This window comes from Agaribacillus sp. DX54 (genome assembly GCF_056858335.1).
In genome coordinates this window covers 231,476-250,403 of the sequence record NZ_JBXEQE010000004.1, presented here as the reverse complement: position 1 = coordinate 250,403, position 18,928 = coordinate 231,476, and the positions used below count along the sequence as shown (strand labels likewise).

Genomic DNA, 18,928 nt, shown 5'->3' with positions numbered 1-18,928 from the left:
AAAGTAAATAAATGGCTTCAGATTTATTCGTTTAATAAACATTTATAGTCGTTTAAAAAACATTTGTCAACGCTTAACAGCACCATTGGCCACGCAACTCCCCTCAACCATATTGGCCCTCATGAAGGTTTAAAGCTGATTTTTATATCGGAAACATTATTTATTTATTTTTTTAAATAATTTCTTATGCAACCATCTAAAAGAAAATGCCTGGCTTGTGGCTGCCCGATACAAGGGCGTGCAGACAAAAAATTTTGCGCAGAACAATGCCGCAACAATCATTACAACCAACTCAACCGGGATGCCAACCTGCACGTACGCAACGTCAATAACATTTTAAGGAAAAACCGACGTATCCTGGCCACCTTAAACCCTACCGGTAGTGGTAAAGTTCATCGAGACCGATTATTAATACAAGGGTTTGATTTTGAGCATTTCACAAACTGTCATCGTACCCGGTTAGGTACCATTTATTATTGTTATGAACAGGGATATATGACGATTGACAATGGGCTTGTGATACTTAAGACTAAAATGGTAAGGACAGCATAGTCGGCTACCAGTTAATGTTTACGGCAGGTTGCTTTTACTTCAGTTCACTTTCATATAACAAAAAATAAATTGCTGATAATCAATAATATACCTAATCATACTATGATTGGTTGCAAAGATATGAGTTTTTGCATTTTTGTTATTTTCTTAGGGTAGCGATTAGCCAAGATCGTGGGGGCTCGTTCTGCTATTTTTTGCAGATGGCAGGAGCGCTGTTGCTTAACTATTATATAATCAATTCATAAATTATTGAACATCAAATATTTATGAATTGGTTGTCTTTGTTAGAGGTTGGGTCAATTGTCTGACCTTGGGGAATTTTGCGGTTAACCATTGTTCACCACAAAGGCGCAAAGACACACAGAGGTTTTAGCCTATATAAAAATGCTGGCACATGCTGAAGTTGTGTAACAGCCACGTCCGCTCGCGCCAGGGGGGGTAAAGTTATCCAAATTTGAGGTTCGATCCCACCCATCGCAGGAACTCTTAGGTAACTACTCCGTATAATAGGTACTTTCAAGCCAATTTAATAATTAACAACTAAAAGTAGTAAATTGTCAAGGTCAATGAGAGCGACTGAGTTTGACAATAAAAAACAACCTTCATGACACAATTAAAAATCACAGAGCCGGTTGTATCAATAGAATGGCTTTCAGCAAACGTCGACCATCCGGACTTAATCATTCTGGATGCCAGTTTAAAAAAACCAAACGCTGAAGATTCCAAAAATGAGTATGCAAACATCAGGATCAAAAATGCCAGGTTTTTTGATATTGAGAACTCATTTTCCGAAATATCCGGTCCTTTACCACACATGATGCCAACACCAGAGGTGTTTTCAGCAGAGGCGCAGAAACTCGGAATCAAGCAAAACAGTGCCATCGTGGTTTATGATAACCATGGTGTGTATTCAAGCCCCAGGGCCTGGTGGATGTTCAGGGCGATGGGACACGAAAATGTGGCTGTCCTCAATGGTGGCCTTCCTTCCTGGAGAAAAGCGAACCTGGCCTGTGAATCTGCAAGGCAGATGCCCGTACCCCATGGTAATTTTAAGGCCTCCCATCAGCCGGCATTGATTTCAGATCTGGAACAGGTATCGGTGGCCATGCATGATCCGGGTACCTTGATTTTAGATGCCCGTTCAGAAGGCAGATTTACCGGCAGCACGCCTGAGCCAAGAGCAGGTCTCCGGGGTGGTCACATTCCCAATTCCATCAATCTCCCATTTGAAAAAGTTGTGAAAGAGGGTGAAATGCTACCTGAAGATGACTTGAAAGAAATGTTTGCCAACCTGCATGTTAAAAATGAAAAACTGATTTTTACCTGCGGCTCAGGTGTCACCGCCTGTATCATCGCCCTGGCAGCAGAACGGGCGGGCTTGCATCAAAAATCAATCTACGATGGCTCATGGAGCGAATGGGGAAAACTACCGGATTTACCCATAGAATGCTGAAAACTAAAACCACTCAACCAATGCGTACAAAACAGAAAAACGAAAGTGCCATTCCCGCCGGCAAGCCGGATTTGTATGACAGGCTGATTGAAGCCCATCCTGGCATAGAATGCAAGGGGGTAAATTTACCAATATTTGTATTTAAGCAAAAAGCGCAAATTAACACTTAAAATGATCCGCAATCTCCATGAAAAGCTCAATATACCTTATGAATTCCTTATGGCAAATTATTAACCGCTCATTTCTTAGTGTAGTGCTCAAATACTTTCTTTACCTACTTTTTTAATGCTTATGCGAATAATCCATTGATAAAAACGCTGCTCTGAAAATATTTATAAAGCCCGGAGGAAAAAAGTGCTAAGGGACATGGAGGTAGAAGCTTAGAAGTATTAGAATTAACTCATATGCTATTCTCATTGTCATCATAAATTCATTGGGAAATGAAAAAATACAAAACCATTAAAATAGTCATAGCGCTTCTGCTTTTTTGTAAAGTTATACAAGCAAACGCCCAGCAGGGCATGTTATGCCAGGGCCATCACTGGACTGAGGATGAAGCAAATTTGATGATGAAAAAGTTCGGTGAACAATGGGATGACTTAGAGTCCTGGGAACAACGTGCTGACCGTATCCGGAAAGGTATTATCGAAGGTATGAAACTGGATCAAATGCCAGTCATCGAGGGTAATTTTAAACCTGTTATCAACAATACCAGAACGCTCAACGGCTACATTGTAGAAAACATTGCGATTGAGAGTTTTCCGGGCTTTTATATCACCGGCAATTTATACCGGCCTATCGAAACCCGGGAAAAACATGCCGCCATTTTATCTCCGCATGGACATCTGAAAAATAAGCGCCTGCGTGAGGATGTGCAATCCCGCTGTGCAGTACTGGCCAAAATGGGGGCCGTGGTATTTGCCTATGATATGGTGGGATATGGTGAGTCACTCCAGGTGACCCATCGCATGCCTATAGCCCTGCTGCTTCAGACCTGGAACAGCCGGCGGGTGCTTGAGTACCTGCTGTCAAGATCAGATGTGGATGCAAACAGGATCGGCATGACCGGTGGATCGGGAGGTGGGACACAAACATTTGTTCTGACTGCTATCGATGACAGAATAAAGGTTGCTGTGCCGGTAGCGCAGGTATCGGCCCATTTCTTTGGCGGTTGTGTTTGTGAAAGTGGCATGCCCATTCACAAGAGCAAAGACCACCAGACAAACAATGTAGAAATTGCTGCGCTTTGCGCGCCAAGACCTTTGCTGTTAATATCCAATGGCGGGGACTGGACCAGAAATACGCCAAGCATAGAGTATCCGTATGTTCAAAAAGTATACGCCTTGTACGACGCCGAGCATAGGGCAGAAAATGTACATTTACCGGCTGAGAAGCATAACTATGGTTACTCCAAACGCGCCGCCGCGTACATGTTTCTGGCACATCACCTGAAGCTGGATATCGACTGGGTGCCATTTGACAGGGGTGTTAAAGAGGATTTTGTCACAATATTACCGGCAGAAGATTTAAAAGTTTTCAATGCAGAAAACCCGGTTCCTGATAACGCACTCAAGGGAGATGACGCCGTTATGAATTATCTGAAGTTAAATTGACAACTGTTTTCCTTTTTCATTCCTAATTGCCTACTTTTATTACATATATCCGGATATGAAAGTACTGACTTCGATATTAACCCTTTTTTTCGCCTTGATAATTTCCGTATTTTGTGTTGGTCAGACTGCGGACAGGCCCACAGATTATTTGCCGAGTGACTTTCACAAAGAGCGGAGGCAGGCGTTGCGGGATGAAATGCCAGAAAATTCTGTGGCTGTCTTCTTTTCAAATCCTATCCGCAATCGTTCTAACGACGTAAATTTCGTATACCACCAGGACCCTGATTTCTACTATTTGACCGGTCACAGGGAGCCCCATTCAGTATTGTTGGTTTTCAAAGAGGAACAAAATTTAATAAAGACTACGCTTAACGAGATCCTATTTGTCAGGGCCCATAATGCCTTGAAAGAGCTTTACGACGGTGCCCGGCTGGGTAAGGAAGGGGCTATGGAAAGGTTGGGATTTCAAATTGCACTGGAAGGACCGGATTTCAAAAAATTCCCCATTGATTTTTCCCGGTTTGACAAAGTTTTGTTTTACGACTTTAAAAATGATGTACGCCAAACAAAGGAGAAAGCCGATCTTTATGACCTGATCGAGGTTTTCAAAGAAAAAATAAACTATCCGGATCAATCACCCGTGCTGAAAATTGAGCCAAAAAAGAATAACCTCGATGTTACATCACTCAATATGATCATGAGCAGGTTGAGAGGCATTAAAAAACCCGAAGAGCTGACTTTGCTGCGAAGAGCGGTGAACATTTCGGCCATTGGGCAAAGGGAGGTCATGAAAGCCATGCGACCGGGCATGTCCGAAGCAGAAATTCAGGGTTTGCATGAATATGTCTACAAAATCTATCAGGCTGAGTATGAAGGATATCCAAGTATTGTAGGGGCCGGTCATAACGGCTGTGTCTTACATTACATTGACAATTACAAACCCTCGGTAGAAGACGGAGAACTGATACTTATGGATCTGGGCGCAGAGTATCACGGTTATACGGCCGACGTAACCAGGACGATCCCGGTTAACGGGAAATTCACGAAGGAGCAAAAAACGATATATGATCTTGTGTACAAGGCACAGGAGGCCGCTATCGAAATTTGCAGGGAAGGTACCCCTTTTAAAAAGTTATATGATGCCACAGCTATGGTGATTAATGAAGGATTGGTTGAGCTTGGGCTTTATAAAAGTACAGACAGCACCGATATTATCAACCCGGAAACCGGGAGGAATCGGTACTATCCACACGGTTGCTGCCATCATATAGGACTTGACGTCCACGATAAGGGAGAGTACGATGTATTGAAAGCAAACATGGTCATCACGATAGAGCCAGGAATATACATTCCCGAAGGCAGCCCCGCAGACAAGAAATGGTGGAATATTCCGGTAAGGATAGAAGATGACTTTTTGGTCACCGAAGAGGGGTGTGAATTGCTTTCGGACATGGCACCAAGAAAAAGTGATGAAATTGAGGCCCTGATGGATGCACCCAGCCCCTTCGATGCTATAAAAATGCCGGATATTGACAATAAATAAAATGCCAAAAGAAGAAGATCTACTGGCAGAAATCGGGCGGTTGAGAATACAGTTGGAAAAAGCGAACAAAAGGATCAAAACCGCTAAATATGGTATTGTGTGGATGAATATACCAGAAGCTTTTGAAGAAAACGGGGAAACCCGGATGCCTGTTTTAAGTGAAATAAAAGAAAATACCATCAAAAATGACGATGGCCAACCTACTCATCTGCTGATAGAAGGCGACAGTTATTGTCTTTACAAATGATCTGGCATGTAAAAAGCTGGTTTCGGAGCGACTGGAAAAGCTTAAAAAACCGGTTTCACTCTATCTTTATAGTTACCCAAAAGATAACAAACCTCCAGCATACTTTCAACATATCCCTAACCTTTCTGTCAAAACCATTCCTGATTCCATGCTTGAGCTTTACCAAAAGATCTATGAGGCCGATCAATTGGCCGCCAGGTGGATCGGGGAGTGGGAGTCTGGCATAAATGGCACGAATATCAGGCCTGGTTTCATAAAAATAGGCGTGGATAGAGGCAATCTATCCAAAATTCATCAAAAACTAGTCACCGCCGCGGCCAGGACCCACCTGCAAACAGGGCTAACCATTGCCTCACATACGGGCACGGCTGTTCCCGCATTGGAAGAAATAGAATTACTTAAAAGAGAGGGAGTGGCTCCGGATGCCTTCATCTGGGTTCATGCACAGGCGGAAAAGGACCTGGAAAACCATATCAAGGCCGCTAAAGAGGGGGCGTGGATAAGTTTGGATGGACTGAATGATAACAATCCGGATCATTACCTGCAAATGTTAAAAAATTTGAAAACCTATGGACTACTAAGCAACGCCTTAATATCGCATGATGCAGGATGGTATAGCCCTGGCGAGGTGAATGGTGGTAAATTCAGGGCTTATACGTCACTTTTTAAAATCTTACTACCACGTTTAAAAGCGGCGGGTTTTTCAGATAAGGAAATCCGTCAGTTACTGGTAGACAACCCACAGCGTGCTTTTGAAATAAACATCCGGAAAATTCATTGATTTTTCACGGAATCATCACAGGTCAATCATTAAGGGATTTTATGTAAGTGCTGAGGTCTGTAATACTTTGAATGCCATGTTCATTCGCATATTCTTCCCGCATCAACAGGGCATGGGTATTATTGAAACCCAGCGGTGCCAGCCATTCAAAATCATGATCTTCACGGGATTTCTTTTTCACATAGTGGTAAACCTTGTCTTTGTCATCGATCAGGCTGTCCAGGACATTTTGGGGTGGTTTGATAAGCAGCAGCAATCCGGTGCCGGAATATTCGGGATACAGGTCAATATCGCCACCAGCCAGGGCATCCAGGTTTAGTTTTGTACCACCAAACCCAAGTTTGAGCGAAACCGTCAGGTCACTGTAGTTTTCTACAAGTATGGCAAACATTTGTGCCAGAATATAGCTTTCCGTAAAATTTTTTGATCCTATGGCAATGTCCGCTTCCCCGGTCCTGTCTACTTGCGTGTTTAACCCCATCGACGCCAAAAAATCTTTTGCCACAGCTTTTGGCTCCCTTTTGTTTTCATCCACTTCATAATTCATCTGTGCCATTTCAGTATCTGATATTTTATTGGCCAGCAGATCAAATACCCCTTTTAACTCAGGGTACCTGCGCAATGTGGCACCGCGAACAATCGGTGCGGCAAAGTATGGAGGGAAGTAGTTTTTATCATCCGTGAGGATTTTCAGGTTATAGGCCCTGATCCTCCCATCCGTCGTGTAGCCACCCACAATATCCACTTCCTCATTCTTCACAGCCTGGTACATTAAACCGGCATCCAGTTCCGTGGTTTCCAGATCCAGGTCATAAGCTTTCTTCAACCCTATAAATCCATCCTCCCGGTAGATAAATTCAGAAGGGAACCCTGCTTTGAGTACATTTTTAGAACGGCTGCCCCATGTGACAAAAACAATCACCAATAAAAAAAGCACACTAAACCCAATAAGCATAGGCCTGATCAGCACCTGAACCCTTTCCTGAATTTTTGCTAAAACAAAATCGAAAAATAACGCCAGCAATGCGGCTGGAATAGCCCCGGCAAATATCATGTTTACGTTGTTCAGTGCAATACCCCTGAATATGAATTCCCCTAAACCACCGGCTGCGATTAATGCGCACAGTGTGGCTACCCCTACATTGATAACAAACGCCGTTCTGATTCCGGCAAATATAATGGGGGTAGCCAGTGGAATTTCCACTTTTCTCAACAATTGCAAATCTGTCATGCCCATACCGATAGCTGCCTCCTTGATGGCCGGATCCACTTTAAGAATGCCTGTATACGTATTTCTTACAATAGGTAGCAGCGCATAAAGAAAAAGTGCAATAATAGCCGGCACTACACCAATACCAAAAACCGGGATCATGAAACCGAGTAAAGCCAGGCTCGGAACGGTTTGAAATATACCCACCAAACCAATTATCGGAGCAGATAGTTTTTCGGCCCGGGTCAGGATCACGCCCAGCAATATACCCAGCAACGTGGCAATAATCATCGCCACGAGTGTTATCCATAAATGTTCAATCGTTTGTTCCCAGATTTCACCCAGGTTATCAATCATAAATTTGAGAACACCCATTATTAAGTCATCAATTGGCTTTATTAATCAGTTTTTCTTTTACTTTATTGAAAGCTACCCATAGTTTGTCTTTTCTGGTAAAATGCATGTTTTGCCGTTTTTCATTAAAAATAGCAATCTGGAAAGCATCGTTTTTATTGGCTTCAAGCCTTTCCATAGTATCCAGAAAGCTGGTTTCTTCATTGAAAATAATCTTTTCACCTAAGCCGGAGTCAAAAGGTTCTATCTCAGGCAACAAATCCTTTAACGTCAGTACCTTCATTTCAAGTTGGAAACGCTGTGTTTTAAAATAATCCCACACAAACTCGTTGGCCGGTTCAAAGATAAGCGCCAGGGGTGTACCGATCTGCTGAATTTTCCCCTCATGCATCAGACATATTCTATCTCCCAGTTCTATAGCTTCGAAGATATCATGGGTGACCAGTACCATGGTTTTATCCAGCAGGGTTTCCAACTCCTTGAACTCAGTTTGAATTTGCCTTCGCGTAATTGGGTCGAGTGCCCCGAAAGGTTCATCCAGTAAAACTATAGGAGGATCGGCTGCCAAGGCCCTGGCAAGACCCACCCGCTGCTTCTGACCACCACTCAACTCAGAGGGATATCGTTCCGCCATCTCCTGTGGCAATCCCATCAGTCGAAGAAGGGATGCGATACGTTCACTTATCCGGTCCTCTTCCCAGTTTAACAGCACCGGCACAGTGGCTATGTTTTCGGCTACTGTATAATGTGGGAACAATCCGATGTTTTGAATAACATACCCGATCCGCAATCTAAGCTTTTCAGGGGGTTCAGCCATGATATCCTCTCCGTCTATATGGATACTTCCCGCCGTAGGCGGCACAAGCCGGTTAAGCATTTTCAGGGTAGTTGTTTTACCGGAACCACTGGTGCCTAACAAAACAAGGGTTTCGCCTTTCTTCACCTCAAAAGAGACATGATCAACTACATTTTTATCGTTATAGACCTTGCTGATTTCGTGGACAGCGATCATACTTTTTTCTTTAAACTTAATAAATATATGGCATAAGCCAAGATTTCAACTGCAACAAGTTTGGGTGTCGGTTTGGGTATTTTGGGGGAAAGGGGACACTAGGGGGTGATGGAAAATGGAATGGGGGAATAGTGAATTGGTGGAATGGTGGAGTGATGAAGTGGTGAATTGGTGGAATAATGGAGAATAGGATGCAAAGGGTTAAAACAGGTTTTCAAATCCTATCTTGTAGGCAAAATGGAAAAGTTTTATGGAGAAAATCAAAAAGGCAATACCTACTACAGAGTTCATGATCCTTATAAACCTGATTGTGATAACAGGGCTTAATTTATCAGAGAGATAGGCTTTCAGGTTATCGGTGATAAAAACGGTCAGGATAATCGTACCGAAAAAGAATAACAATCCTTGTTGCTTAAACTGGTAGTTGACAGTAGCCACGCTTACAATACCCAGCCAAAAAATTAAAACCGAGGGGTTTAAACCGTTAATAACCATTCCCTTCAACATTTGCCTGATAAAACCGGATGACTTATTGTTGCCATTACGCGGCGGTCTTTTTGTCGTCGATTTGAGCAGGCTCAAAAGTCCCAAAGCCAGCATAATACATCCTCCGATGATACCCAGCCACAATTGAAACCTCTGATCTTTGGCAAATTGTGCGATGCCAAAATAACAGATCGTAATATAGAATGCATCGCTGATCGAAATACCGATGGTCATGTGAAAGGCGGCCTTATAACCTTTTTCAAGGCTATTTTGCAACAAGGCAAAAAACACCGGACCAATCATAATGGTCAAAATCATTCCTGCTGCCAGCCCCTTGGTAATGGCTTCAAATGTTCCCATACATTGCCTTTGGTTCCTCCATGAAGCATCTCCCGATGGAAATAAAAAGCGTTACTTCAGGTCCATAGATGTCTCACTTTCTAAAAATGCCTTCCATTTTTCCAATTGAATTTTTTTAAGCACCCTTGGAAATTTGTTTTGTCCTCCCTCTTTGCCTTGAAGTTTAAGCCAATTGTAAAACATCTTAGGCGACAATACATCCACAAAAATCTCTTTTAAGGCAGCACTCCGCTCCACACGGTAATCATCATTGAGTATTTTCAAATGATGATCGATCCTTTCCTTCAGTTGAATGGCACTGACTTCATCATCGGTACCGATATACCAATGATGTGCGAATAACGTGTCATACGGTATTCCTGTGACAGAGAATTCCTTGATATTAATGTTTAGTTCATCAGCCACTAACTCTATGGCCCTGTTCATGTTTTCTACCGACAAGTGTTCACCACATAAACTCAAAAAATGTTTGGTCCTGCCTGTGATGACGATTTCGCAATCCTCCACTGAGACAAATTTGATGACATCCCCGATCAAATAGCGCCATGTGCCGGCACAGGTAGATAACAGCAAGGCATACTCCTTACCCGCTTCTACCTGATCGATCATTAAGGTTTGCGGTTTGTCAATGAGCTCTCCGTCACAGTCGAAATTCTCTTCATTAAAGGGGATGAACTCGTAAAAAATGTCATTATTCAGCACCAACCTCATGGAATTCGTGTCGGGGAATGCCTGAAATGCGATAAAACCCTCTGACGCCAGGTATGTTTCTATATATTTCAGAGGCCTGGCAAACAGTTTTTCGAAGCCCTTTTTGTAAGGATGGAAAGATACACCCCCATGGACGTAAATCATTAAATTGGGCCATATATCATGGATAGTATTTACCCCATAGAAATCGATAATCTTTTCCAATAAAATTTGAATCCAGGCCGGAACCCCGACAATAACACCGATATCCCAATCCTTGGCGTTGATGGTGATTTCATCCAGTTTAGCATTCCAGTCAGTATTTTGCGAAATCTTTTTTCCCGGTTTATAAAAATGCTGAAACCAAAAGGGCAGTTGGCTGGCAGTAATACCACTCAGGTCTCCCTCGAAATAGGTGCCGTTGAAATTCAAATGTGTACTTCCTCCAAGCATTAAAATGCCCGAATTGAACAATCTGTCGGGGAGATCATATTTGGAAAGGGTTAGAATTTGCCTGATACTGGTTTTTCTAACCGCTTTTATCATGTCCTTGGTAATTGGAATATATTTGGACGAGGCCTCCGAAGTGCCCGAGCTGAGGGCAAAATATTTTACTCTTCCCGGCCAGCAAACATTAAATTTTCCAGCCCTGTTTTTGTACCACCACTCATTGTAAATTTTGTTGTAATTATATACCGGAATGTTCTCTTTAAACTTCTCATAAAAACTGTACCTTCTATAGCTTTTAAATTCGTTCAGCACCTCCCAGAAGCAATATTTTCTTCCGAATTCGGTTAGGTTGGCGGTAATTAACAGCTTTTTAAGTTCCAGTTTTTGAAGCTCAAAGGGGGAAGAGTACTCCTGGTCTAAACTTTCCCTGATTCTGATACCTTTTTTCAGTAAAGTAGCTAAAAGCGGCATATACTTTCTATTCCCTGAATTAAATGTGGTCTAATGTCCATACTCAAAAAATGTCCATCCCCGGAATTATCGATAACCATGGATAAATTGTCCCCTGAATTTAATTTATTTGCCATAATAAATCATGGTTATCTATTATAAAGTTAATCAATATTTATAAAATGGATGTTAAAAATAACATTAAAGAATTCGAAAAAAAACTTTCCGGAACCGGGTGCCGCCTGGTTGCGGTAAGCAAAACCAAGCCTAATGCGCTAATTCTAAACGCTTATGAAGGCGGTTTCAAAGATTTTGGGGAGAATAAGATTCAGGATCTGGTAGTTAAGCATGAAGCCCTGCCCAAGGATATCAGATGGCATATGATTGGACACTTACAGCGGAACAAGGTGAAATACATTGCTGACTTCGTTTATCTGATTCACGCCGTCGATAGCCTGAAATTGCTAAAGGAGATCAATAAGCAAGGGGTAAAAGCAGACCGGATAATCCCTTGTCTTTTGCAGGTACACATCGCTTCAGAATCGACGAAATTCGGTTTGAATGAAGATGAGTTATTTTATTTAATTGAAAGCCCGGAATTTGAAGAAATGCATAATATTCAGATAAAAGGATTAATGGGGATGGCCACCAACACCATGGACAAAAACCAGGTCAGGACGGAATTCCGGTACCTGAAATCCCTGTTCGACAGATTAAAGAACGCGTATCGAAGTCCACGCCTGGACATGAAAGAACTTTCTATGGGCATGAGTGGTGATTATGAAATCGCCATCGAGGAAGGGGCCACTATAGTCAGGATCGGCAGTGCCATTTTTGGAGAACGTAACTATCAGGCAAGATGAACAAGAATCAAGTGTTGGTAGCCGGTGCGGTGTTAGGGCTTTTGGCTGTGGCACTGGGAGCCTTCGGGGCCCATTCGCTAAAGCCTTACCTGGTTGAAACAGGTCGATTGGATACTTTTGAAACTGCCGTAAAATACCAGTTTTACCATGCCCTCGCGCTTTTGTTTCTTTCAATTTTTATGAAATCGGAAAATCACAGGTTTTTAAAATCAGCAGCCCTGTTGTTTTTGTCAGGCGTTATCATTTTTTCGGGGTCCTTATATATTTTGTGTTTGACCAATACCGGGATCTGGGGCGCTATTACGCCAATCGGAGGGGTTTTAATGATCGCAGGATGGGGATTTCTGATTTATTTTGGTATAAAAAAAGCCGGGTAAGCCCCGGCTTACATGTCGATTGATTTTTTACTAGTTGGCTGATTCTCCTACAAGAACGTTTCCATACAATGTCACTTTGGTACGTCCTTCACCGGCATTTGAAAGTATGGTAACGACTTTGTTTTGTACGCCGGATTTATTGGTACTGTTAAAAACTACCTCTATTTTGCCTGTACCACCCGGAGCTATGGGTTCTCTGGGCCACTTTGGCACGGTGCACCCGCATGTTGTCAATACATTTGAAATGATCAAAGGCTCATTTCCCGTATTTTCGAAATCAAAGGTGTGCTCTACCTTATCACCTTGCTTAATATCACCAAACTCATACCGGTCTTCGGCAAATGCCAAAACCGGACCGCCGGTTGACTGGTTTTCTTTCTTTTGCTGGGCCTGAACAGCCACATTCGCCAATAAAAATGCTAAAACTAAGATTATCTTTTTCATTTCGCTTGTCTTTGTTATTCCAAATTTATAACGTAAGTATTTGAGAAACAATTATAATACCGACATTTAATTTAATTACCTGGCCGATGTAATAAATATCCTCAGGTTAAATGCTTATGATAACACCGTTTTTAACACTTTAGTTCTTGTTGTTTTCAAAGAATTCGTTATTGAAATTCAATAAATAGAGTTCCTGTGTGGCCCTGGTTACGGCTGTGTACAACCATCTAAGGTATTCTTTGTCAATCCTCTCTTTCAGCAAATAACCCTGATCTAAAAATACCACCTTCCATTGCCCCCCCTGGGATTTATGACAGGTGAGTGCGTAAGCAAATTTTACCTGAATAGCATTTAGATAAGGGTCACTTTTCAAGGCCTTTGCTCTTTCTTTTTTTGATGCCAGGTCCCGGTAATCTTCCATCACGCCCCTGTATAAGTGCCTGTTCTCCTGTTCACTTAAAGCAGTGCTGTGTGAATAAAGGGTATTCAGTAGTACTTTCGCCTGTAAAACGGGTTCTGAAGGATAATCAATCAATCGCAGGTCCAGATTGGCAAACCTGAAACCGTACATTTCTTCAATCAGGCCTACCTTCATCACCTCCACAAAGTCCCCGTTAGCCAAAAACCCCGCCTGCGAGTCCTGGGGTAGTACGGCATAATTGTTTCTTACCACCATCAGGTAATCTCCTACTTCCAGCTCATTTTCATAAAAATGAATGGTACGCCTGATAAACTGGTTGTAAGCCACGGCGTTTTTATTGGACCGGCAGATTATAATGGTATTTTCAATGCCAAATTTATCATAGGCATATCTTAAGCCATCCTCCATTTTTTGATTTCCCATCCTGAAAACGTCCTTGAATCCCCTGGTTTTAAAATGTATTTCAAATTGGTTGGCCATGATTTTTTCCCTAAGGTTGGTCGCATTCAGCAGAATCCCGGAATGTTGTTCCTGGCGCATGACTTCGGTGAACTCGACGGATTCAATGTGTAAGGCAAAATTGGTTAACAGGTGGTCAAGTTGCAGGGCAGGGCTTTCCTGTTGTCCTACCGGAGGTAACTGGGCGTTGTCGCCAATCAAAATCAGTTTGTTGGAAGGTTCCTCAAACACAAACCACATAAGATCTGCCAACAGGCTGTTGGTGCCAAATTCTGCCTGGTCTGTAACCATTGAAACCTCATCTACAATGAAAATGGTGTTTCTGTGGTAGTTTTTCTGCCTTTTGAAAGTTAATGACTCGTTGTCATCCTGCCCGACTTTATAGATGATTTTATGGATGGTAAATGCCTTTCTTCCGGCATACTGGGCCATTACTTTGGCCGCCCTGCCGGTAGGAGCCATAAGCAAGGATTTATAATTATAATATTTCAACACCTTAACCAGCGACGTTACCACCGAGGTCTTGCCTGTTCCCGCATAACCTTTAATCAGCAGCGTCGATTTTTCCTTGTTTTTTTCCGGAATAAAATCGTCTAGCAGGCCAAAAAGCTGCAACTGCCCCCGGGTTGGCTGAAATGGAAACTTTTTGGTAAGGGCCTCCGAAGGTTTGGCTAAATATCGGGTCATTGACTTTTACAAAATCACAAATTCGATGCGACGGTTTTTTTGTTTATTTTCTTCGGTATCATTAGGCGCGATAGGCTTTTCCTGGCCATACCCCCTGAATTTGAGACGGTTTTCCCTGATGCCCTGTTTTATGAGGTACCTGTAAACAGACTTGGCCCGGTTGACGGATAACTCTTTGTTATAGCTGGCGGAGCCGGAGTTGTCGGTATGCCCTGCAATGCCGATGTTGACTGTCGGGTTTTCTTCCAGAAATCGTCTGACTTTCTCCAATTCGGTGATAGACTTCTCTTGGAGCTCGTATTTGTCAAAATCGAAAAACAGGTTGTTAAGTATGGTCGCAGTTCCGGTTTTTATAGGATCCAGGTATATATCTATTGAAACCGGGTCAAGCTGGGATGCACCTTGATAGTCAAAAGCCAGGCTCTTAAACAGATAACCTGTTTTATTAACATACAAGGCATATTCTTTCCCTTCGGTGATGACCATCAGGTATTCTCCGCTTACCTTATCGGAAGTCACTGAAGAAATCATTTCATTGGGCAACAGGTCGAATAATTCTACCCTGGCGCTAAGGTATTCCCGGGTTTCGCTGTCAATGACCCGGCCTTTTACGAAATTACTTTTATGGCTGACCTGAATTTCCTGAGGCATATCAAATTCGTACAAAGCACTTTTTGCCCCTACCCTTTTGCTCAGGTTTTCGTTTGAATAATAGCCTCTTTTGCCATCTGAGGTTACAAACAGAGACACCTGTTCTTCATAGGTATTGATTGGATAACCCAGATTTTTTGGTTTCTGCCATACATTGTCAGATAATTCGGAATAAAAAAGATCAAAGCTACCAAATCCGGGATGACCATCGGAAGCAAAATACAGTGTCTGACCATTAGCATGAATGAATGGCGATACCTCATCTTCCTTGGTGTTCACTGGCTTGCTCAGGTTTACGGGAGGAGACCAGATGCCATCTTTTTTAAGATAGCTGACATAGATGTCCCGTTTTCCCAAACCTCCGGGCCGGTCCGATACAAAGTACAGGGTACGTCCGTCAGCCGACAAGGAAGGTTGCGACTCCCAGTATCTGCTGTTGACACCACTTCCCAGATTCTTGGGTCTGGTCCATTCATCTCCGATTTTATAGCTTATAAACAAATCACAGCTTCCATAACCTTTCCGTCCCAGGCATGAAGTAAAAATCAATGTCCTTCCATCACCTGAAATGGTGCAGGTACCTTCGTTGTTGGAGGTATTGATCATGTCCGATATGGAAACCGGCCTGGACCATTCACCATTTTCATCTTTTTCACTGATATAGAGATCCTCGTCATAATTGGCTGACAATCCTTTTCTACCCGTAAAAATGATGGATTGCTGGTCTGCGGTCAATACAGGGAAGTACTGTAATGAAAGTGCATTGACCTTGTCAGGCAACGGTCTTGCGTTGAAAGGAAGCCTGTTTCCCATATTATCCCTGGCATACTGAATACTTTGCAAAATTTTTCCGGCCTGAGGGGCCAGCTTTCTATCGACAGGCTGAATGGACAGAAATCTATCGACTAATTCCTTTGCCTTATCATAATCGCCGTTTTTAAGCGCAATCTCTGATAAAAAATAGTAGGCATTAGAAAATTTGGGGTTTTTCGGTTCCAGTTCTACCACCTTGAGATAGTTCATTTTGGCTTCTTCCTGGTATCTCATCAAACCATATATATATCCTTTTCTATTGTAAGCCTCTACAAAATCATCATCTTTATCTGTAGCAAGATCCAATAGTTTAATTGCCTGTTCATACTGCCTTCTAACCATAAACATCTCAGACTCCTGGTAATAGGCGATGGCCTTTTTGGATCTGGAAGTATAGGCTTGATTTCTTTGGGCAAAAAGGTTAAAACAGTTGAGTGATAGTAAAATAATTAATACCTCTTTCATAAAAACGTCATAAAAAAACTTATTTTAATAACGCAAATTAGCGTTAAATGATTTTCACCTGATGATATTTCCAACGGGCTGTTCCGGCGCATCAAAGCCGAAAAGCGCATTGATCAGCTTAAAGCTTTTATATTGATCCAAATCTCTGATTGTGATATTCTTTTCAATAATCCTATTTGACCGGATCAATGATGCACGCATAGTACCGGCCAGTAACGGAGTGGCCGGCGTTACCCACTGCTTCCCGTCATAGAAGATGATGTTCCCATATGAAAAGTCCGTTACCATACCGCGCTTTACTATAAGTATGTCATCACATTCACCTTTGCGATGACAAAGATCGGTAAGATGCGTGCGATCTTCAAATTTATATTCATAGTTTACATCATCATCATAGACCACCTTCAATGTGTTAATGTCTTTTCTTTTGTAGGAAATATATTCAATTTTTATTATTTCTTCCTGGTAAATGATCCTGCATTTAATAATTTCGGAATTTTTTAAGGGTGGAAGCTGAATAAAATGTGAGAGGTCGGCCTTTTTTTTCAGGCCGAATAGCGCTGAACGGGCATGGTTAAACCTTTGGTTGTGAAAATCCAGGTTTTTTATTCCCGAAGCTGTGATTTTTAATGACTCAAGCAAGCGGCACATACACTTTGTCAATCATTTCCTGATATTCCAATTTGGGATCACTGTTCACGGTAATACCTCCGCCACTTCTGAAAAAACAGCTTCCTTCTGCTTTTTCCATAAATCTGATCATCACCCCGCTATCCAGATCCCTGCCGTTAAAATAACCAAAAATTCCTGTAAAAAATCCCCGGTCGCCTTTTTCACTTTGCTTGATAATGTCCATCGTTTTTGTCTTGGGGGCTCCGCTGACAGAACCCGCAGGAAGTAAGGAAATCAGGATATCTCCTATTTTCTCCGTGTAGTTTTTGTCCAACCGGCCGGTTATCTCCGAACTCACTTGTAACAAATTTTTTTGATGGGTTCTGATCTCATCGATAAACCGGAACCTTTTCGTCTTGACTCCGGTAGCTACCCGGCTCAAATCGTTTCTTATCAGATCGACAATGGTTACATGCTCAGCCAGTTCCTTAGGGTCATTCAGGATGGTTTCTTCAGCGTTGGGAAAGTCTTTCCCAATGGTGCCTTTCATAGGAAACGAGGCGATTTCACCCTTTTTAATCGTAATAAAAGTCTCGGGGGAAAACACCAGAAACCGGTTATCATACAGCAGCTTATACTTGGCAGCACTTTGAAAAAAGAGGGTAGGAAAATCCAGGTTAATACTTATCTCTGTTTTGTGGGTAAGGTTGACCAGGAATGAATTCCCGTATTGAAGGTTTTTGGATACGATGTCGTAGCTTTTTTTGTATTGGGGGTAGGAAATGGGCCGTTTTTCCATGTTGACAGCTTTGACTATGTCTGAATGATGCGAAAAATTCCGGTACCCATTGACGTCGAATAAAACAGGAAATCCGGGCAGGTCCTTCACAGGAATGACGATTGGGTTTTTCATTTCGAAATCAATGATAAACAAAAAGGGAACCTGCTCCCTTCCCAATTCATTCATCATTTGAAATTGCCTGACGCTTTCGTTTTTTATCATAATTTGAATCCGAAATCTAATCACCCCATCCTCGTTTATCATAATTTGAATCCGAAATCTAATCACCCCATCCTCGTTTATCATAATTTGATTACAAAATCTAATCACCCCTACCAATATTTTGTCCCTACGGGACATACCTCCCCATAACCTTTACCCCTTCCGACCGCATTGTTCCTTTTAAACGATAGATTCCCCCACGAACACCTCCTCACACCCACACCCAAACCCACACCCAAACTCCACCCTCCCTAAGGTATGTGCATGTATTTATGTATTTGTAATGATATATGCCATTTGGGATGTTGTTTTACGTAGTCAACAACTTGGGGTATCATTATTTCTCGTTTGGACCACTCGGGCTGTAAGTAGAGATGGCATTGTTTGTCGACTAAAGCGGCATGTTGTTCAGCCCATGTGAAGTCGCTTCTATTGTAAATCACCACTTTGAGCTCGTTGGCCAGTCGATAAATATCGGGTTGGGGTTTTTTAAATTTTTTGGGTGAAAAGCAAATCCAGTCCCAACGGCCCGATACCGGATAAGCGCCTGAGGTTTCAAGGTGGGTTTGAAAGCTGCAGGATTTCAGTTCATCTGTTAAAGCAGACAAGTCATACATTAACGGTTCACCACCAGTGACAACCACGATATTCGATGGTTGGGTAGCTGCTTCACTGACAATATTGCTTATTTTGATTTTAGGATACAGGGAAGCATCCCAGGATTCTTTCACATCACACCAGTGGCAACCTACATCGCAACCTCCTAACCTGATAAAATAAGCCGATGTACCCTGGTGGTAGCCTTCCCCCTGAATGGTATGAAATGCCTCCATCAATGGAAGACGGTCTGTATTTTTTATTATTTTTATTGTTGTTTCTGACATAAAATTTTTTTTAAAGCGGGTGATTGAACCGCTGTTCATCATCATTAC

General features: G+C 42.3%; 19 protein-coding genes. 9 read left to right on the top strand and 10 right to left on the bottom strand.

Features of this window, described 5'->3' with window-relative positions:
- Positions 1–186: 186 nt before the first annotated feature.
- From AC04NP_RS07045 to AC04NP_RS07015, 7 genes are all read left to right on the top strand, one after another.
- Positions 187–552: a hypothetical protein gene (locus tag AC04NP_RS07045; protein ID WP_482858811.1), complete on the top strand. Its 366-nt coding sequence runs from the start codon at positions 187–189 to the stop codon at positions 550–552.
- 604 nt (positions 553–1,156) lie between these two features.
- Positions 1,157–2,005: a 3-mercaptopyruvate sulfurtransferase gene (gene sseA / locus AC04NP_RS07040; protein WP_482858810.1), complete on the top strand. Its 849-nt coding sequence runs from the start codon at positions 1,157–1,159 to the stop codon at positions 2,003–2,005.
- 20 nt (positions 2,006–2,025) lie between these two features.
- Positions 2,026–2,175 carry a hypothetical protein gene (locus tag AC04NP_RS07035; protein ID WP_482858809.1) on the top strand — a complete coding sequence of 50 codons (150 nt, stop codon included), beginning with the start codon at positions 2,026–2,028 and terminating at the stop codon, positions 2,173–2,175.
- A gap of 270 nt (positions 2,176–2,445) precedes the next feature.
- Positions 2,446–3,618 (top strand): alpha/beta hydrolase family protein, encoded by a 1,173-nt coding sequence (locus AC04NP_RS07030; RefSeq protein ID WP_482858808.1) that lies wholly within the window; start codon positions 2,446–2,448, stop codon positions 3,616–3,618.
- Between the two features lie 55 nt (positions 3,619–3,673).
- A complete protein-coding gene (locus AC04NP_RS07025; protein WP_482858807.1) occupies positions 3,674–5,161 on the top strand; it encodes an aminopeptidase P N-terminal domain-containing protein in 1,488 nt (495 codons plus the stop codon).
- A 1-nt stretch (position 5,162) separates the two neighbouring features.
- Positions 5,163–5,408, top strand: coding sequence for a hypothetical protein (locus tag AC04NP_RS07020; protein ID WP_482858806.1), 246 nt, complete (start codon positions 5,163–5,165; stop codon positions 5,406–5,408).
- Positions 5,409–5,556: 148 nt separating this feature from the next.
- The gene (locus AC04NP_RS07015; RefSeq protein WP_482858805.1) at positions 5,557–6,189 is read left to right on the top strand and encodes a phosphotriesterase family protein; all 633 of its coding nucleotides are present in this window, start codon (positions 5,557–5,559) and stop codon (positions 6,187–6,189) included.
- 22 nt (positions 6,190–6,211) lie between these two features.
- Here the strand turns inward: AC04NP_RS07015 and AC04NP_RS07010 are convergent, their stop codons facing one another.
- From AC04NP_RS07010 to AC04NP_RS06995, 4 genes are all read right to left on the bottom strand, one after another.
- The gene (locus AC04NP_RS07010; RefSeq protein WP_482858804.1) at positions 6,212–7,756 is read right to left on the bottom strand and encodes an ABC transporter permease/substrate-binding protein; all 1,545 of its coding nucleotides are present in this window, start codon (positions 7,754–7,756) and stop codon (positions 6,212–6,214) included.
- Positions 7,757–7,784: 28 nt separating this feature from the next.
- Positions 7,785–8,765 carry an ABC transporter ATP-binding protein gene (locus AC04NP_RS07005; RefSeq protein ID WP_482858803.1) on the bottom strand — a complete coding sequence of 327 codons (981 nt, stop codon included), beginning with the start codon at positions 8,763–8,765 and terminating at the stop codon, positions 7,785–7,787.
- A gap of 201 nt (positions 8,766–8,966) precedes the next feature.
- Entirely contained in the window at positions 8,967–9,611 is a 645-nt protein-coding gene (locus AC04NP_RS07000; RefSeq protein ID WP_482858802.1) for a LysE family translocator, read from the bottom strand.
- A gap of 51 nt (positions 9,612–9,662) precedes the next feature.
- A complete protein-coding gene (locus tag AC04NP_RS06995; RefSeq protein WP_482858801.1) occupies positions 9,663–11,222 on the bottom strand; it encodes a GH3 family acyl-acid amido synthetase in 1,560 nt (519 codons plus the stop codon).
- Between the two features lie 161 nt (positions 11,223–11,383).
- On the opposite strand from AC04NP_RS06995, the gene AC04NP_RS06990 reads away from it, so the two are divergent.
- On the top strand, positions 11,384–12,064 hold the full coding sequence (locus AC04NP_RS06990) for a YggS family pyridoxal phosphate-dependent enzyme (protein ID WP_482858800.1): 681 nt from the start codon (positions 11,384–11,386) through the stop codon (positions 12,062–12,064).
- Positions 12,061–12,441, top strand: coding sequence for a DUF423 domain-containing protein (locus tag AC04NP_RS06985; RefSeq protein WP_482858799.1), 381 nt, complete (start codon positions 12,061–12,063; stop codon positions 12,439–12,441). The genes AC04NP_RS06990 and AC04NP_RS06985 overlap by 4 nt, the downstream gene beginning before the upstream one ends.
- 30 nt (positions 12,442–12,471) lie before the next feature.
- Here AC04NP_RS06985 and AC04NP_RS06980 read toward each other — a convergent pair whose 3' ends face one another.
- From AC04NP_RS06980 to AC04NP_RS06955, 6 genes are all read right to left on the bottom strand, one after another.
- Positions 12,472–12,885: a DUF1573 domain-containing protein gene (locus AC04NP_RS06980; RefSeq protein ID WP_482858798.1), complete on the bottom strand. Its 414-nt coding sequence runs from the start codon at positions 12,883–12,885 to the stop codon at positions 12,472–12,474.
- 139 nt (positions 12,886–13,024) lie between these two features.
- Positions 13,025–14,452: an ATP-dependent DNA helicase gene (locus AC04NP_RS06975; RefSeq protein WP_482858797.1), complete on the bottom strand. Its 1,428-nt coding sequence runs from the start codon at positions 14,450–14,452 to the stop codon at positions 13,025–13,027.
- Positions 14,453–14,458: 6 nt separating this feature from the next.
- Positions 14,459–16,381, bottom strand: coding sequence for an OmpA family protein (locus AC04NP_RS06970; protein WP_482858796.1), 1,923 nt, complete (start codon positions 16,379–16,381; stop codon positions 14,459–14,461).
- A gap of 54 nt (positions 16,382–16,435) precedes the next feature.
- Complete coding sequence (locus tag AC04NP_RS06965) at positions 16,436–17,023, bottom strand: aminotransferase class IV (protein ID WP_482858795.1); 588 nt, start codon at positions 17,021–17,023, stop codon at positions 16,436–16,438.
- Positions 17,016–17,996 carry an aminodeoxychorismate synthase component I gene (locus tag AC04NP_RS06960; protein ID WP_482858794.1) on the bottom strand — a complete coding sequence of 327 codons (981 nt, stop codon included), beginning with the start codon at positions 17,994–17,996 and terminating at the stop codon, positions 17,016–17,018. Before AC04NP_RS06960 ends, AC04NP_RS06965 begins: the two co-directional genes overlap by 8 nt.
- Before the next feature lie 251 nt (positions 17,997–18,247).
- The gene (locus AC04NP_RS06955; protein ID WP_482858793.1) at positions 18,248–18,880 is read right to left on the bottom strand and encodes a 7-carboxy-7-deazaguanine synthase QueE; all 633 of its coding nucleotides are present in this window, start codon (positions 18,878–18,880) and stop codon (positions 18,248–18,250) included.
- Positions 18,881–18,928: the final 48 nt, after the last annotated feature.

Excerpts from the sequence above, each read along its gene's own strand:
- AC04NP_RS07010 (WP_482858804.1), bottom strand. The coding sequence starts at position 7,756 with ATGATTGATAACCTGGGTGAAATCTGGGAACAAACGATTGAACATTTA.
- sseA (WP_482858810.1), top strand. The coding sequence starts at position 1,157 with ATGACACAATTAAAAATCACAGAGCCGGTTGTATCAATAGAATGGCTT.
- AC04NP_RS07020 (WP_482858806.1), top strand. The coding sequence starts at position 5,163 with ATGCCAAAAGAAGAAGATCTACTGGCAGAAATCGGGCGGTTGAGAATA.
- AC04NP_RS07045 (WP_482858811.1), top strand. The coding sequence starts at position 187 with ATGCAACCATCTAAAAGAAAATGCCTGGCTTGTGGCTGCCCGATACAA.
- AC04NP_RS06970 (WP_482858796.1), bottom strand. The coding sequence starts at position 16,381 with ATGAAAGAGGTATTAATTATTTTACTATCACTCAACTGTTTTAACCTT.
- AC04NP_RS06980 (WP_482858798.1), bottom strand. The coding sequence starts at position 12,885 with ATGAAAAAGATAATCTTAGTTTTAGCATTTTTATTGGCGAATGTGGCT.
- AC04NP_RS07005 (WP_482858803.1), bottom strand. The coding sequence starts at position 8,765 with ATGATCGCTGTCCACGAAATCAGCAAGGTCTATAACGATAAAAATGTA.
- AC04NP_RS07015 (WP_482858805.1), top strand. The coding sequence starts at position 5,557 with ATGCTTGAGCTTTACCAAAAGATCTATGAGGCCGATCAATTGGCCGCC.
- AC04NP_RS06960 (WP_482858794.1), bottom strand. The coding sequence starts at position 17,996 with ATGATAAAAAACGAAAGCGTCAGGCAATTTCAAATGATGAATGAATTG.
- AC04NP_RS06990 (WP_482858800.1), top strand. The coding sequence starts at position 11,384 with ATGGATGTTAAAAATAACATTAAAGAATTCGAAAAAAAACTTTCCGGA.
- AC04NP_RS06985 (WP_482858799.1), top strand. The coding sequence starts at position 12,061 with ATGAACAAGAATCAAGTGTTGGTAGCCGGTGCGGTGTTAGGGCTTTTG.
- AC04NP_RS06995 (WP_482858801.1), bottom strand. The coding sequence starts at position 11,222 with ATGCCGCTTTTAGCTACTTTACTGAAAAAAGGTATCAGAATCAGGGAA.
- AC04NP_RS06955 (WP_482858793.1), bottom strand. The coding sequence starts at position 18,880 with ATGTCAGAAACAACAATAAAAATAATAAAAAATACAGACCGTCTTCCA.
- AC04NP_RS07035 (WP_482858809.1), top strand. The coding sequence starts at position 2,026 with ATGCGTACAAAACAGAAAAACGAAAGTGCCATTCCCGCCGGCAAGCCG.
- AC04NP_RS07000 (WP_482858802.1), bottom strand. The coding sequence starts at position 9,611 with ATGGGAACATTTGAAGCCATTACCAAGGGGCTGGCAGCAGGAATGATT.
- AC04NP_RS06975 (WP_482858797.1), bottom strand. The coding sequence starts at position 14,452 with ATGACCCGATATTTAGCCAAACCTTCGGAGGCCCTTACCAAAAAGTTT.
- AC04NP_RS07025 (WP_482858807.1), top strand. The coding sequence starts at position 3,674 with ATGAAAGTACTGACTTCGATATTAACCCTTTTTTTCGCCTTGATAATT.
- AC04NP_RS07030 (WP_482858808.1), top strand. The coding sequence starts at position 2,446 with ATGAAAAAATACAAAACCATTAAAATAGTCATAGCGCTTCTGCTTTTT.